General features: G+C 39.3%; 12 protein-coding genes and 1 pseudogene. All 13 read left to right on the top strand.

Going from position 1 to position 14,984, the window contains the following annotated elements; all coding sequences use genetic code 11:
* Nucleotides 1-2: 2 nt before the first annotated feature.
* Nucleotides 3-845 carry an SDR family NAD(P)-dependent oxidoreductase gene (locus tag ACZ5R2_RS03270; protein ID WP_464901020.1) on the top strand — a complete coding sequence of 281 codons (843 nt, stop codon included), beginning with the start codon at nucleotides 3-5 and terminating at the stop codon, nucleotides 843-845.
* Between the two features lie 28 nt (nucleotides 846-873).
* Nucleotides 874-2,610, top strand: a complete 1,737-nt coding sequence (locus ACZ5R2_RS03275) for a thiamine pyrophosphate-binding protein (RefSeq protein ID WP_464901021.1) — start codon at nucleotides 874-876, stop codon at nucleotides 2,608-2,610.
* A gap of 1 nt (nucleotide 2,611) precedes the next feature.
* Nucleotides 2,612-3,700: a polysaccharide pyruvyl transferase family protein gene (locus ACZ5R2_RS03280; RefSeq protein ID WP_464901022.1), complete on the top strand. Its 1,089-nt coding sequence runs from the start codon at nucleotides 2,612-2,614 to the stop codon at nucleotides 3,698-3,700.
* Nucleotides 3,701-3,806: 106 nt separating this feature from the next.
* Nucleotides 3,807-4,721, top strand: coding sequence for a glycosyltransferase family 2 protein (locus ACZ5R2_RS03285; RefSeq protein WP_464901023.1), 915 nt, complete (start codon nucleotides 3,807-3,809; stop codon nucleotides 4,719-4,721).
* Nucleotides 4,722-4,773: 52 nt separating this feature from the next.
* A complete protein-coding gene (locus tag ACZ5R2_RS03290) occupies nucleotides 4,774-5,643 on the top strand; it encodes a hypothetical protein (protein WP_464901024.1) in 870 nt (289 codons plus the stop codon).
* Nucleotides 5,606-6,883 carry an O-antigen ligase family protein gene (locus ACZ5R2_RS03295; RefSeq protein ID WP_464901025.1) on the top strand — a complete coding sequence of 426 codons (1,278 nt, stop codon included), beginning with the start codon at nucleotides 5,606-5,608 and terminating at the stop codon, nucleotides 6,881-6,883. The genes ACZ5R2_RS03290 and ACZ5R2_RS03295 overlap by 38 nt, the downstream gene beginning before the upstream one ends.
* A 132-nt stretch (nucleotides 6,884-7,015) precedes the next feature.
* Nucleotides 7,016-7,777, top strand: coding sequence for a glycosyltransferase family 2 protein (locus ACZ5R2_RS03300; RefSeq protein ID WP_464901026.1), 762 nt, complete (start codon nucleotides 7,016-7,018; stop codon nucleotides 7,775-7,777).
* Nucleotides 7,774-8,724, top strand: coding sequence for a UDP-glucose 4-epimerase family protein (locus ACZ5R2_RS03305; protein WP_464901027.1), 951 nt, complete (start codon nucleotides 7,774-7,776; stop codon nucleotides 8,722-8,724). Before ACZ5R2_RS03300 ends, ACZ5R2_RS03305 begins: the two co-directional genes overlap by 4 nt.
* Nucleotides 8,725-8,730: 6 nt before the next feature.
* Nucleotides 8,731-9,288 carry a sugar transferase gene (locus ACZ5R2_RS03310; protein WP_464901028.1) on the top strand — a complete coding sequence of 186 codons (558 nt, stop codon included), beginning with the start codon at nucleotides 8,731-8,733 and terminating at the stop codon, nucleotides 9,286-9,288.
* 97 nt (nucleotides 9,289-9,385) lie between these two features.
* Nucleotides 9,386-11,329: a polysaccharide biosynthesis protein gene (locus tag ACZ5R2_RS03315; protein ID WP_464901029.1), complete on the top strand. Its 1,944-nt coding sequence runs from the start codon at nucleotides 9,386-9,388 to the stop codon at nucleotides 11,327-11,329.
* Between the two features lie 114 nt (nucleotides 11,330-11,443).
* Nucleotides 11,444-12,502 carry an acyltransferase family protein gene (locus tag ACZ5R2_RS03320; protein WP_464901030.1) on the top strand — a complete coding sequence of 353 codons (1,059 nt, stop codon included), beginning with the start codon at nucleotides 11,444-11,446 and terminating at the stop codon, nucleotides 12,500-12,502.
* A gap of 177 nt (nucleotides 12,503-12,679) precedes the next feature.
* Nucleotides 12,680-13,846, top strand: coding sequence for a nucleotide sugar dehydrogenase (locus ACZ5R2_RS03325; RefSeq protein WP_464901031.1), 1,167 nt, complete (start codon nucleotides 12,680-12,682; stop codon nucleotides 13,844-13,846).
* Between the two features lie 158 nt (nucleotides 13,847-14,004).
* A pseudogene (gene galU, locus ACZ5R2_RS03330) lies at nucleotides 14,005-14,811 on the top strand (UTP--glucose-1-phosphate uridylyltransferase GalU); the annotation flags it as partial.
* Between the last annotated feature and the right edge of the window lie 173 nt (nucleotides 14,812-14,984).

Here is a 14,984-nt window from a genome sequence, read left to right on the forward strand (position 1 = left end):
TTATGATTTTTGGCAAATTAAAGAAAGGTATTGTTAATAGCCTAAAAGCCATTGTCTTCTTGTTAAAAAATGGTGGTGCTACGTATGCCAATATTTCTCAAGTAAATTATGGTGGTATACTCGAAGGTAAGACAATATTGATCACTGGTGGTACTAGCGGTATAGGTCTCGCTATTGCTAAAAAGGCCCTTAGTGAGAAGGCAAATGTTATAGTTACAGGCCGTTCGAAAGAAAAATTAGAACGATTAAGGGAGGCTGTAAAAAATGATAGACTTAAAACCATGCAGTGGGATGTTGGTAATACTAGTAAGGTTTCTTCATATATAGAAGAAGCAGACAGTCTGTTTGGCAAGGTTGATGTATTAATTAATAATGCAGGTGTTTTACTAGAGCAAAAATTCCCTAATGTATCTGAAGAATCCTGGGATGAAACATACAAAATAAATTCAAAATCGGTGTTCTTTCTTTGTCAAACCATATCTAAACACTGGATTAATAGTCAACAACCAGGAAAAATAATTAACATTTCTTCCACTAGTGGTTTCTACGGCTCTGTGATTCCTTATGGTATGACTAAGTGGGATATAGTCGGGTTGACGGAAGGTTTAGCTAAAAGGTTAATTAAAGACGGAATTGTTGTCAATGGAATAGCGCCAGGGCGGACCGCGACAGGTATGCTAGGTAGAAATAGTGACGGTAACATATATGACGCAAACACCCTGCCTAAAAGGTTTGCTCTTCCAGAGGAAGTCTCTGAGTTGGCTTTGTTCCTTATATCCGATGCTTCGAACTTTATTGTAGGGCAAACGATTATCTGCGATGGCGGTTATAGTCTAGAACTATAAAAACAAATAGAACTAATTTAGGTATCTCATGGCAACTTTATATACTAGAGAAAAGAACGCTCAAATATTGATAGCGTTGTTAAAGAAAAAAAATATTAAAAAAGTAGTAGCTTCTCCTGGAAACACTAACATCTCATTTATTGGTAGTGTGCAGTCAGATCCCTTCTTCACAGTATATTCTTGTGTTGACGAAAGATCTGCAGCCTACATGGCTTGTGGTCTTGCAGAGGAAAGCTCAGAGCCGGTCGTTATTAGTTGTACAGGCGCAACCGCTTCACGAAACTATCTCCCGGGTATGACCGAAGCCTATTACAGAAAACTACCAATTCTAGCCATAACATCAACGCAACCAGTAGGAAGAGTTGGGCATCATGTTGCTCAGGTTCTCGATCGCAGTACTATTCCTAATGATGTTGCAAAAGCAAGTTATTCTTTGCCTATAGTGAAAAGCAAGGAAGATTTTTGGACCTGTGAAGTTAAAGTCAATAGTGCATTGCTCGATTTGGAGCATAAAGGAAAAGGTCCGGTTCATATTGACCTGCCAACTGACTTCACACTCCCATTTGATATTAAAGAGTTACCAACGGTTAGAAATATAGAAAGACTGACAAGAAATGATAGTCTTCCTGAACTAAAGGGTAAAGTTGCTGTTTTTGTCGGCTCCCATGAATCGTGGTCAGAAGAAAAAACTGAGATCTTGGACAGGTTCTGTAGTAGTAATAATGCAGTAGTCTTTTGTGATCACAGTAGTGGGTATAAAGGTAAATATAGAGTTCTTATTTCTCTTTTGGGTTTCCAATCATTAATGGAGCTATCAAGCTACAAACCAGATACTCTGATTCATATTGGAGAAATCACAGGAGATTACTCAGCTTCCAAGCTTGTTGGTCAAGAGGTTTGGAGAGTAAGTCCTGATGGTGTGCTTAGGGACACTTTTAGGAAGCTAACATGTATATTTGAAATGGAAGAAAGCGAGTTCTTCCAGTTGTACTCTTCAGACAAAAATTCAGCAATCGACTACTATGACTATATTAAGTCTACATTGATGGAATTAAGGTCTAACATCCCAGAGCTACCTCTTTCAAATATTTGGGTTTCTTCTATCTTATCTGATAAATTACCAAAGAACTCATATTTGCATCTTGGAATACTAAACACATTAAGATCCTGGAATTTCTTTGAGGTTGACGAAAGTATATCGACTAGCTCAAACGTAGGTGGGTTTGGGATAGATGGACCACTTTCAACTACAGTTGGTGCGTCATTGTGTGATAGTAGCAAAATTTATTACTGTGCATTAGGTGATTTGGCTTTCTTCTACGATATGAATGCGCTAGGAAATCGTCATATCGGAAGTAATATCAGGATTCTTATAGTTAATAATGGCAAAGGGACAGAGTTCAAACACTATAATCATCACGCAGCTTACTTTTCGGACTCCAGTGATGATTTTATTGCTGCTGCAAATCATTTTGGTAATAAGTCTGGAGACTTAATCAGGAATTATGTAGAAAGCCTTGGGTTTGAGTATATTTGTGCAAGCAGTAAAGACGAATTCTTAGCCACTTATGAAATGTTCACCAAAGCAGAAATTACCGATAAGCCGATAGTTTTTGAAGTATTTACTGATGATAAGTTGGAAAGTAGAGCTTTGCAAATGATACATAACTTAGTTTCTGACCCAAAATTAGTACTTAGAAGTAATGCAAAGAAAATCCTTGGTAAGAGCGGAATTAACGTAGTTAAAAAGGTATTGAACAAATAAAATGACCGTCAAAGAAAACAAAAAGAAAGTAGGGATAGTGACCTTTCATGATGCTCATAACTATGGCGCGCTATTGCAAGCATATGCGCTTAAACATAGAATTAGCTCATTAGGCTATGATGTAGGTTTTGTTGATGCAAAAAACGAGAAGTTAAGTGGAAAGTACAATATTTGGCCTACAATCAAAACCGATGGAAGTTTGGTGGTCGAAGCTAAAAAGTTTGTTAGGTTACTTCTTGATTTCAAGAGAAAAAAAGCGAGATATAGAGGTTTCAATCAGTTTATCAATAAATATGTAAACACCGATATGCCTAACTCATTGGATTCGATTGTTATCGGTAGTGATCAAGTATGGAATTTCAATATTACAGGCGGAGTTGATCCAATATACTTTGGTCAGATCGAAGGTGTTTCTGCAAAAAATATTATTTCTTACGCCGCAAGTATGGGCAATGGGATGAGGCCGGAAAGTTTCACACCAGAGTTCCGTGGCAAGCTAGGCAATATTAATTCAATTGGTGTAAGGGAGAATCAGCTTAAAGAAAGTTTAGAAGATAACTTTGGTGTTGAAAGTGTTGTGACTCTCGACCCAACGCTTCTGCTTACAGAGGATGAATGGTCGGCGATTACGCCTCCCAACAAGCAAGAAAAGCAATATGTTGTAGTATACCAGGTCGTGGAGCACCCAATGGCAGAGCCTATTGTAGAGCTCATAGCCAAGAAACTGGGGCTAGAAGTCGTAGTTCTCACTTCGAAGACAGATCATAGAGTAAGTAAGAAACACTTTTCCACCGCATCCCCTGATGATTTTTTGTCACTATTTAAAAATGCTGCATTTGTTATAACGAGCAGCTTTCATGGCACAGCCTTTTCTATCATTAATAAAGTACCATTCTATACGATGAAGTTTGGCAATACGGTAGACTTACGTTCTGCCAACTTGTTATCAAGCGCTAACCTACTAGATAGGCATATTTCTGACATTTCTGAAGTTAACCTTGATGTAGATATAGAGTTTGACAAGGCGCATGACAGTTTAAGTTTGTTACGTGATAAGTCAGTGGCATACCTTAAGTCTTCATTAAATTGATTTAATAGGTAGTATAACTAGCTACTCAAGGAAGAGTGGTTGATTTTCGAAAAAGCTAGACTCTTTAGTTTGTTAAAGTGTCAAAATATATTGTTAGTTGGTTTGTATGAAGCTGTCCATAGTTATTCCTTGTTATAATTCCGCAAAGAATATTTCTAGTCTTTTAAGGAACATTCTTTCTCAAATTCTTGATAATGTAGAGATCGTAATAGTTAACGATGGTTCTAAAGATAACACCCTTGAAGCTATTAACAACGTTCTAGGTGAATACAATGATCTTCGTGGTCAAGTCAATGTAATCTCCATTGAAAACTCTGGCGCAGGGATGGCTAGGCAAGTAGGCCTTGAGCAATCCAAGGGGCAATATGTTTCATTTTGCGATTCTGATGATCGAATATCAAACGATTTTGTCAAGCTAGTACTAAGCTCAATTGAGAATACACCTGATATGATTTACTTCTCTTCGGTAGTATCGGGTGTTGATGGACGTTATATTCGCGATAAAATCAGAGTGCCAGATTGTATGAGCCTATCGGATAATCGTGAAGCGTTTAATCTATTGTTTTCAAAGTTGGGCTACACTTCTGCTGTTTGGAGCTTTGCTTTCAATAGAGATGTTGCGATCTCTTCCGGAGCATCATTTATAAATAGAGCTGTCCATGAAGACCATATGTTCACACTTACAGTATTAAGTAGAGCAAAGCGGATAAATTTCCTGTCGAATGTAATTTATTATTATGTTGATGAGATGGGCTCTCTAACTAGAAGTGCAAAGAAAATTACTTACCTGGAGCAAAGATACGAAGCCTATTTAGAGACTAAGAACTTAGTAATGAATTCATTTGGGCTAGAAAACTTTGGTTTATATCGGGAGTGGACCATAAGAGCATTACTTGCTTTAGTTCGTGATAATAAACACCTTTTTTCTAATCCAAAAAATTTAGGTTTTCTAATTAATCTTCTTGCTAAAGAAGGTTTTTTTGCTGTAAAGGTAACATTCAATAAAATACTGCACTCTTAGGATTTATTGTGATGATTATGTTGATTTTTATCTGTTGATTTAAGGTTTAAAGATGAAAATAGTTCAAAAGCTGATGTTCTATACAGTTTCACTGATACATCAGATATATTATTTTTTGATTAACCGTCTTTCAAGTAGAGGCGTTAATCTCGATTCTGATTCTGAGTACTCTATATCTCTCACATCTTACGGGAAAAGAATAAGTACAGTTTATTTGGCAATTGAGTCGTTAGCTCGACAATCTGTCGCACCCCTAAGTATAACGCTTTGGTTGTCTAAACAAGATATTAGCCCTGAAGAACTGCCTACAACTCTGGTAAGATTGAAGAATCGTGGCGTCGATATTAAATTTGTTGATGAAAACATTCGGTCATACAAAAAATTGTATTACGAATATAAAAGAACTATCGGCGAAGTTGATTATATTATGACTGTTGACGATGATGTGTTTTATCCTAGTTGGTTAGGTAAACGCGCACTGGAGTATTCAAATAGAGAACTTAAGACTGTCGTTTGTTTTCGTTCTCACATTGTAGAAGCGTCAGATAGTGGAAGCTTGCTTCCTTACACTCAATGGAAAATGTGTAAAGGGACATCTATGGGACAAAATGACATATTTCCAACGGGAGTTGGGGGAGTGCTTTATCCAACAGGTTCATTAAAGGGCTTGGATATACAGAAACAAGCTTTCTTAGACAATGCCCCTCATGCTGATGATGTGTGGTTTAAAGTTCTAGCACTGAAGAATGGTTATACTTCTACAAATGTTGGTCATAGGCTTGAGCACTTCTATTGTGTATTATCTAGACAAAGGAAGGGGTTAGAATTGATTAATGTTGTCGAGGGCAGGAACGATATACAACTAAGATCTACAATGAGTTACTTTGAAGTTGATCCTAGCCAATTCAGTAATGGTGAGTAAGTTGAAGAGGTTCACCAGCGCGTCAATTTTCTATTGTTACTTCCCTCTGTTGTTTTTGTTACTACCTACTTTCCCAAATATAACGGGAGCTGGTGACTATTTAGTATTCTTCTTTGCAGTAAGTTTTATTTGTCTTACTTTCGTATATAGTCGCACAGGTATCATGCTTCCAATAGTACCAGGGTTATATTTTTCTTTTATGTTGTTTTGCCTATCATGGGCACTTTTTTTAGATGGCTATAGTGGGGTTATTAGCTATTCAGATATATCTGAGATTATTAAGGTACTATGCTATAGCATATTTTTTCTGTACTTTTATAATGCTAGGTTAAAGCCAGAAGAGTTATTGGGTTGTATCGTTAAGTTGATAGTCATATTTTCAGTTTTTGCTGTAGTGTTTAATTTTTTGGATGTGTTTAATGTTGGTGGTTTTCGGCGTATTTCATATTTGCTCTATAAACGAGAGTCTGTAATAATACTGAATAACAAAGCAATAGCGCCATTTTTTACAACATACAATTTCGCGTCATTCATGGTTTTACCACTATCATTCTTTTTTGTGTGTGCCTTCAACTTAAACCGCATTTCGCATAAGCTTCTGTCAATACTGAGCTTTTTAGCGATTTTTTTTGTTATTTTATTATCTCAAAGCCGCAGTAGTCTTTTAACAATATTTGTTGCTTTGATTATGATTTTGTTGCTTATCATAAGGCCAAAGCAAATATTTTCTCTGCTAGTCTTGTTCACACTGGTTGTTGCGGTGTTTATCTATAATTTAGATCAATTGTCTGAGTTAATGCCTTATTTGTTTGAGGGGGTTGAGCAGATTCAACAAGGTAATAGCAACTCTGTTAGCTATAGGCAAAGTCAGATCGATTTCGTTATTGATAATACGACAAGCCCCTTTGGTTTTGGTGTTTCTAAATCACTATATATGTTTGAGTCTTTGTATTCATTGTATCCTGCTCGGTACGGGTTACTATTTACACTTATTTTTACTACTGCTTGTTTTTTTGTTTCTTATCTGTTTTTTGTGCATTCAAAGCGTCCAAATTTAGATAAGTATAATAAATGCTTGTTACTAGCTCTAAGTGTATGGTTTGTTACATATCCAGTCTCTGGGTTAAGCTCAGCTCATCATGACACAACAAAGTTTTCATTTTTTTTCTATGGATTTGTCGGTTTGGCTTTATATTTGAACCGCGCTAATAGTTATCGTCTTTCTGCACAGTGTGCTTAAAGAATAAAGTGTTGGCTTTAAAAGTGTCAAATCTATTTTGTTTGAATGTCAAAGTGTTATACCTGCTCGGGCGGGAGTTGTACGCTCGGCCGCATTAATCTTTGTCTATGATAATTGTATGTAAGGTTCTCTATGAATTGTTCATGTTTGAATGGTTTAGTGTCAGTTGTTACGCCTGCTTTTAATTGTAAAAGTGTTATTCAAAGGTGTGTAGAAAGTGTCGCAAATCAAACAGTAGCCGTAAAAGAGCATATTATAGTTGATGATGGTTCCGTGGATGGGACTGGTGAATATCTAAAACAGCTATGCCTAAAATATCCCCATTTAAAAGTATTTACCCAACGTAACCAGGGGGCTGGTGTTGCTCGAAATTATGCAATTTTAAAGGCAAAAGGAAAGTACATAGCTTTCCTAGATGCTGATGATTGTTGGCTTCCAAAGAAGCTTGAGTTACAGATAGGATTTATGGAGGAGAATAAAGTAGACTTCTCTTATGGTGACTATGAAAGGGACTATATTGACTTGCCAATAGACCGATCTGTTTTTGTAGCTCCTGAAACGCTTACATATAGAGATTTATTACTTAGTTGTCCTATTGGCTGTTTAACCGCAGTTTACAACCAAAACTCTATTGGAAAGCACTATATGTCTGAAGTTAGGCAAGGTCAGGATTGGTCTTTGTGGCTTAAAATCACTAAGTCAGGTGTAGTGGCAAGAAAATATTTTGGTGTACAAGCTATTTACAATATTGACGAGGGTTCTTTATCTTCTAATAAGAAGAAGAAGTTAATCAATATGTATAAAATTTATCGTGAGCAACCTTTCGGGCACATACGCTCCCTCTTTCTTTTAGTTTGTCACTCCTTTGGTGTTATATTTAGGAATAAAAGATGAATATATTGATTACCGGAAGTAATGGTTTCGTGAGCAAGCACTTAATTGGTCGCTTACAAGGACACAAACTTTCACTTGTTGATAGATCGCCATCAGTACACCCAGCAGACTTCTCCTTCCATCAACTTGATATCAATGGTTCAACTGATTTTTCAACGGCACTTACTGGCTGCGAAACAGTGATCCATTGTGCGGCTCGCGTTCACATAATGGGTGATGCTGTTGAAAACCCTTTAGAAGCCTATCGAGATGTTAATACTGCAGGAACCATAACACTTGCTGAGCAGGCAGTTAAAGCCGGAGTTAAGCGCTTTATATTTATTAGTTCAATTAAGGTAAACGGAGAAAGCTCTCGAGAAGGTTCCCCTTTTAAGGCGAGCGATCCACATGCATATGAGGATGATTACGGACAATCAAAATCTGAAGCGGAAATTGAGCTTCAGCACCTTGCTGATGCCACAGGCATAGAGCTAGTGGTCATACGACCAACATTAGTTTATGGTGCCGGGGTAAAGGCGAATTTTGCTTCATTAATGAATCTGGTCAACAAGGGAGTGCCGCTTCCGTTTAAGTGTATTTCTAACAACAAACGCAGCTTAGTCTCAGTGACCAACTTAGCCGATTTGATCGTAACCTGTATCGATCACCCGAAGGCGGCAAATCAAGTCTTCTTGGTTTCAGATGATAAGGATGTTTCCACGTCTGAAATGGTTGATTACATGGCAGCTTCCTTGGGTAAGAATAAATTTCAAATTCCAGTACCTCAAAAAGTGTTTCAGATCGCTGGTAAGGTATTCGGTAAAAGTGATGTGATAGACAGGCTATTAGGATCTCTCCAAGTGGATATTACTCACACTAAGCAAACCTTAGATTGGGTTCCGCCACAAAAAATTGAAGATGGTTTTAAAGAAGCGGCATCAGCAATAATAAACTCAACCGAGAAGTAACACAAAATGATTCGATTACTTGATTTTCTAGCAGCGTTTTTTGGCCTTTTGTTTCTTTGGCCAATATTATTAATTGTTTCGGTGATTGGCCTTTTCGATACGGGCTCACCCATATTTGTCCAAGAGCGGGTCGGGCGCTATAAAAAACCGTTTAAACTGATTAAATTTCGCACCATGTCTGTTGAAACAAAGTCTGTTGCAAGTCATTTAGCTAGCAATGCGTCTATCACCAAACTTGGAGGCTTTTTACGTAAAACCAAGATTGATGAATTGCCACAATTAATTAATGTGCTTAAGGGCGAGATGAGTCTAGTCGGTCCAAGACCAAATTTGTTTAACCAAGAAGAACTCATTAATGAACGCGATACAAAAGGTGTATATAATGTTCTTCCTGGTATTACTGGTCTTGCTCAGGTTCAAAACATCGATATGTCGACACCAGAGTTATTAGCTAAGACCGACAAAAAAATGATTGATACATTAACAGTGCGAGATTATTTCAAATATATCATTATGACGGCGACGGGTAGTGGTTCGGGCGATGCGGTTCAGGGCAAAGACTGATTAGCATTATTTGATTTAACTTAACCGATTTCTCCAGTACTCCCAATAGCAATATTGAGATGCAAACTCTAAATAACCCAACTATAAAAATACGATTATGCAACGTCTTCAACTTATTTGGCAGCTTTCACGCAGAAATAAGCGTATTGTCAGTGTGCTTATCGATTGTGCACTCATCTTCTTCGCCTTCCATTTAGCTCTGTTTGCGCGATCTGGAAATCTTGAACATTTGACAGAGCCCACTTTGTGGGGGCTATTAGTCTCGCTTACCATGGTATCTATAACGATCTTTACTCGTCTTGGTCTTTATCGAGCCGTGTTGCGGTACTTGACGTTTCAAGCCCTGTTTGTGATAAGTATTGGTGCGATTGGCTCCTCAGTGTTGTTTACAGCTATGGGTTTTTATATCGATTATCCTGTCGCTGGCACCGTGCCTATTATCTATGGTGCATTTCTGGCGTTGTTTTGTGGTGCGCCCCGTGTTCTCGTGCGTTCACTGGTTACACAAAGCTATGCCAAACAGAGCAAGGAAGTCGTTATTTATGGTGCTGGCTCAGGCGGACGCCAACTTGCTATGGCGCTGCGTGGTACGGGTGACTATCGTGTTCGGGCTTTTATCGATCAAGATAGGACGCTAACTAATACTATGATTTTGGGCTTGCCAGTTTTACCTCTTGATGAAGTTGCACCTATCATCGATAAATACGATGTGTCGCAAGTACTGCTCGCCGTACCAAGTGCGAGTCGAGCTCGTCGTAAAGTCATTCTCGATGAATTGACCAAGCTTCCTTTAGAAGTTCAGACGGTGCCAGACATGACGGATATTGTTTCTGGCAAAGCCAAGATTGACGAACTCAAAGACGTGCCGATTGAAGACTTGCTTGGTCGCGACCCTGTCGCGCCACAACAGGTTTTACTTGAGGCAAATATCAATGGCAAGGTTGTCATGGTTACTGGAGCGGGGGGCTCAATTGGTTCAGAGCTTTGCCGACAAATAGTGATGCAAAAACCGACTTCGATTGTCCTGTTTGAGCTGTCTGAGTTTGGTTTGTATCAAATCGACAGGGAACTTAACGAGCTAAAAAAAGAGAAGGGACTTACCTGCGACATTATTCCACTTTTGGGGTCAGTTCAACGAGAGCATCGCCTCGAAACTGCAATGAAGTCGTTTGGAGTGCAGACTGTTTATCATGCTGCGGCATATAAACACGTTCCTCTTGTTGAATATAATGTAATCGAAGGTGTGCGTAATAATATCTATGGTACCTTTTACACGGCCCGTGCTGCGATTGATGCTGGCGTAGAGTCTTTTGTTCTAATCTCTACCGATAAAGCCGTACGCCCAACTAATGTGATGGGTACCACTAAACGAATGGCAGAACTGGGTCTACAAGCATTAGCTGAACAAGAGAACAAAAAGAAAAAAGGCACGCGCTTTTGTATGGTGCGCTTTGGTAACGTTCTTGGCTCATCGGGCTCTGTGATCCCTTTGTTTAAAAAGCAAATTACTGCAGGCGGCCCTATTACGGTCACTCACCCTGATATTACTCGTTACTTTATGACGATTCCTGAAGCTGCCCAACTTGTAATTCAAGCCGGTGCCATGGGCAAGGGAGGGGATGTGTTCGTGCTTGATATGGGTGAGTCCGTCAAAATCATTGATTTAGCGAAGAACTTGATCCAGCTATCGGGCCTTGAGGTCAAGTCGCAAGATAACCCTCATGGTGATATCGAGATTCACTATGCTGGCCTTCGCCCCGGTGAAAAGCTCTATGAAGAGTTGCTGATTGGCGATAACGTCAATAAAACTGCACATGAGCGAATCATGACTGCCCATGAGGTTCACTTGCCGCTAAACCAATATCAAGGCCTACTTGATCAGCTCGATACTGCTTGTCACCAAATGCAGCATGAGACTATTCGTGAACTTTTATTAAATGCACCTACGGGTTTCGCACCAAGTGATGGGATTGGTGATTTAGTGTGGAATCACAGTCAAGAGCCTGAAAGTTCAAAATTAGGCGTTGTGGCCAATAGCTAACTGAACAAATGGTTGAATAAAGATTACTACAGCAGGAGTATCCACATATTCTACTAGTTCGAAGTTGAAAATTGTGAGTTTTGCTTTATTTTCTGTTAATTAAGGTTGTACTTAATGGAAGCTAAGAAAAAATACTTGGAATCACTTAATTGGTTTCGTGGGATAGCTATTATATTTGTTTTTCTAACTCATATTCCTAAGGAGGGAATGAGTGATAGTGTTGCTCACTTTGTGGCACTTTTTTTTGGGAATGGAACTTTTTTCTTTATGTTTATCTCTGGCTATTTGTTTTGGCACTTAAAAGATAGATATGACTACATTTCTTACTTGGAAACGAAGTTTAAAAATGTAATTTTACCATACCTGTTTATTTCCTTACCTGTATTGATTATGGCTGGCGTCCTTGGGGTTGGAGCAGGAGGTAGTAAAGAGGTCCTACTTTTTGACTTATTCTCTACAGGTGGGGTTTTATGGCATTTACTCGTGGGTGGAATGGGAATCAATGTACCAATGTGGTTCATTCCAATGATCTGTCTGTTTTTCTTTACCTCGCCTATAATATATGGGTTGGCAGAATCGAAATATTTCTCATGTGTATTTGCTTTGTCTATGGTATTTTCTTTATTGTCATTTAGGCCCGACTCCCTTCAGTACCCAATATACTCATACTTTCACTTTTTTGGAGTTTATTTGCTTGGTATTTTTTGTAAGAAGCATGAAGGATATATTTTTGAAAATGCAAAGTGGATTGCGTCGGTGTCGTTTGTTTTGTATCTGCTTCTTATAGTTCTTGATTACAATTATAGCTCTTACGGTATTGATGCGCCAAAATTTTACCCTATGTTTACAGAGCAGTTGTCAATTAAATATGTTAATCTAAATCAGTTGCAAAAACTCTTTGGGGTTTTGTTTATTTTGGCACTTCTTTTTTTTATTGAAAGTAATGGTAGGGTGAGATTGCCATTTCTTGATATGTGTGCGAAATATTCTTTTGGGGTGTTTTTTGTTCATTACTACTGGATTGTATTATTCAATATTGCTCTGTCTGAATTGCCATACAGTGTTGTTGTTGTCTCTTGTTTGTCATTCATTTTTTCATTGGGTAGTGTTTTTATATTTAAGAGTGTCTTGTCGAAGTTTAGGGCTGACTCCAGAGTTTTTATAGGGTGCTAATCGACTCTAAGAAATTACATCTGGCAGAAATCCAATATGCCAAGCAGCATTTGCACCATTAGATAGTATTGCTGCTTCAACGTGGACGAAAATCCAAGACTCGCACAAGATGAAGCGGAGTGTTGTGGCTAATAGCTAGTTGGTATGATGAATAGAGTTATATAAAGAGAAGATTGAATGAAAGTTGCTATAGCGGGTACAGGCTATGTTGGCCTATCCAATGCGATGCTTTTGTCGCAAAATCACGAAGTGATTGCCGTAGATATCGTTGCTGAAAAAATTGAGATGCTGAATCACAAGCAATCTCCGATTGTCGATGAAGAAATTTCAGATTTTCTAGCGAATAGGGCGCTAAATTTTACTGCCACGCTGGACAAAGAGCTCGCCTATAAAGGGGCTGAGTATGTAGTCATTGCAACACCGACAGATTATGACCCGCAAACCAACTACTTCAATACCAAATCTGTCGAAGCGGTTATTAAAGATGTGATGGCGATTAATCCAAGTGCAGTAATGGTGATCAAATCGACTGTGCCGGTAGGTTATACCAAGCGTATTAGCCATGAGTTGAGCTGTGAAAATGTTATTTTCTCGCCAGAGTTTCTGCGGGAAGGCCGCGCGTTATATGACAACCTTTACCCGTCTCGGATAATTGTGGGCGAGTGCTCAGAGCGTGCTAAAGTCTTTGCCGATTTGCTAATCGAGGGCGCATTGGAGAAAGATGTGCCCGTTCTGTTTACCGACTCAACTGAAGCGGAGGCGGTAAAATTGTTCTCAAACACGTACCTTGCTCTACGAGTCTCCTACTTTAATGAGCTCGACACCTATGCTGAGACGCTTGGTCTTAATTCCCGTCAAATCATCGAAGGGGTAGGCCTAGACCCACGTATTGGTAGTCATTACAATAACCCATCCTTTGGCTATGGTGGATATTGCCTACCCAAAGACACCAAGCAGCTTCGTGCTAACTATGAGGATGTGCCAAACGAGATTATCAGCGCGATCGTCGATGCCAACCGTACGCGTAAAGACTTTATTGCCGAATCGATAATTAGCCGTAATCCGAAGCGTGTTGGAATCTATCGCCTGATAATGAAATCTGGCTCCGATAATTTCCGCGCATCAAGCATTCAGGGCGTGATGAAGCGTATCAAGGCTAAAGGAATTGAGGTTGTGGTCTACGAGCCAGTCTTGGAAGAGAAAGAGTTCTTCCACTCGTTAGTGATAAAAGATTTAGAAGAGTTTAAAGAAAGCTGTGATGTGATCGTGTCAAACCGCATGGTGGATGAAATTTTCGATGTAGAAGACAAAGTTTACACGCGTGATCTGTTTGGTAACGATTAAGGTCTAGTCGTTCATTGTATAATGAGTCAACTCAATGTAACGTTTTCCTAAACTTTCTAAACATCAAGGTGATAGAAAGCATTCTTCACTTTAAAACAATGGCAGTTGACTTCGGTGAACTGCCATTTTTCTTACAATGTCGCTTGGATAGTTTAATAATGATAAAAAAATGTTTATTCCCCGCAGCAGGTTATGGCACCCGTTTTCTCCCTGCAACCAAATCTATGCCTAAAGAGATGATGCCAGTAGTTAACAAACCCTTAATTGAATACGGGGTTGAAGAGGCCATTCAAGCTGGCATGGATGGAATGTGTATCGTCACAGGGCGTGGCAAGCACTCGATCATGGATCACTTTGACAAAAACTATGAGCTTGAGCATCAAATCAGCGGTACTAGTAAAGAGGATTTGCTGGTTGATATTCGCCATATCATCGAAAGTGCTCATTTTACTTATATCCGCCAGCACGAGATGAAAGGCCTTGGCCATGCCATATTGACCGGACGTGAGCTGATTGGCGATGAGCCGTTTGCCGTGGTGCTGGCCGATGATTTGTGCGTTAATGAAGAGCAGGGTGTATTAGCTCAAATGGCTGCGTTATATGCACAGTTCCGCTGTTCAATTGTTGCGGTGCAAGAGGTGCCTGAAGATGAAACACATAAATATGGCATCATCTCTGGTGAGATGATCAAAGACGATATTATTCGTGTGGATGATATGGTTGAAAAACCGGCGCCTGACACTGCGCCAAGCAATCTCGCCATCATCGGGCGCTATATCCTAACGCCAGATATCTTTGATTTGATCGAGCAGACTGAGCCTGGTAAAGGCGGTGAAATCCAGATCACGGATGCTTTGCTTAAACAGGCTAAGGCGGGGTGTGTGCTGGCCTATAAGTTTAAGGGCAAACGCTTTGATTGCGGTAGTGTTGAAGGATATATCGAGGCAACAAACTACTGCTTTGACCGCTGGGTAACAGCACAAATGTAATCGATAGAAGAGAGTCTGACAGACGAGGGTATGATTGTCATGCTGTGGCCTTCAGATTTAAATCGATAGCAATAACTTTTATAGAACGGGCAATGAGTTTCAAACTCCTTGCCCGTTTTGGGTTTTACCCTGCATGAGTTAACGGGATA

The sequence above is a fragment of the Vibrio sabulosilitoris genome, from assembly GCF_055391395.1.

Coding starts and splice junctions, on each gene's coding strand:
- ACZ5R2_RS03325 (WP_464901031.1), top strand. CDS start 12,680: ATGAAAGTTGCTATAGCGGGTACAGGCTATGTTGGCCTATCCAATGCG.
- ACZ5R2_RS03305 (WP_464901027.1), top strand. CDS start 7,774: ATGAATATATTGATTACCGGAAGTAATGGTTTCGTGAGCAAGCACTTA.
- ACZ5R2_RS03290 (WP_464901024.1), top strand. CDS start 4,774: ATGAAAATAGTTCAAAAGCTGATGTTCTATACAGTTTCACTGATACAT.
- ACZ5R2_RS03320 (WP_464901030.1), top strand. CDS start 11,444: ATGGAAGCTAAGAAAAAATACTTGGAATCACTTAATTGGTTTCGTGGG.
- ACZ5R2_RS03300 (WP_464901026.1), top strand. CDS start 7,016: ATGAATTGTTCATGTTTGAATGGTTTAGTGTCAGTTGTTACGCCTGCT.
- ACZ5R2_RS03310 (WP_464901028.1), top strand. CDS start 8,731: ATGATTCGATTACTTGATTTTCTAGCAGCGTTTTTTGGCCTTTTGTTT.
- ACZ5R2_RS03270 (WP_464901020.1), top strand. CDS start 3: ATGATTTTTGGCAAATTAAAGAAAGGTATTGTTAATAGCCTAAAAGCC.
- ACZ5R2_RS03280 (WP_464901022.1), top strand. CDS start 2,612: ATGACCGTCAAAGAAAACAAAAAGAAAGTAGGGATAGTGACCTTTCAT.
- ACZ5R2_RS03285 (WP_464901023.1), top strand. CDS start 3,807: ATGAAGCTGTCCATAGTTATTCCTTGTTATAATTCCGCAAAGAATATT.
- ACZ5R2_RS03315 (WP_464901029.1), top strand. CDS start 9,386: ATGCAACGTCTTCAACTTATTTGGCAGCTTTCACGCAGAAATAAGCGT.
- ACZ5R2_RS03275 (WP_464901021.1), top strand. CDS start 874: ATGGCAACTTTATATACTAGAGAAAAGAACGCTCAAATATTGATAGCG.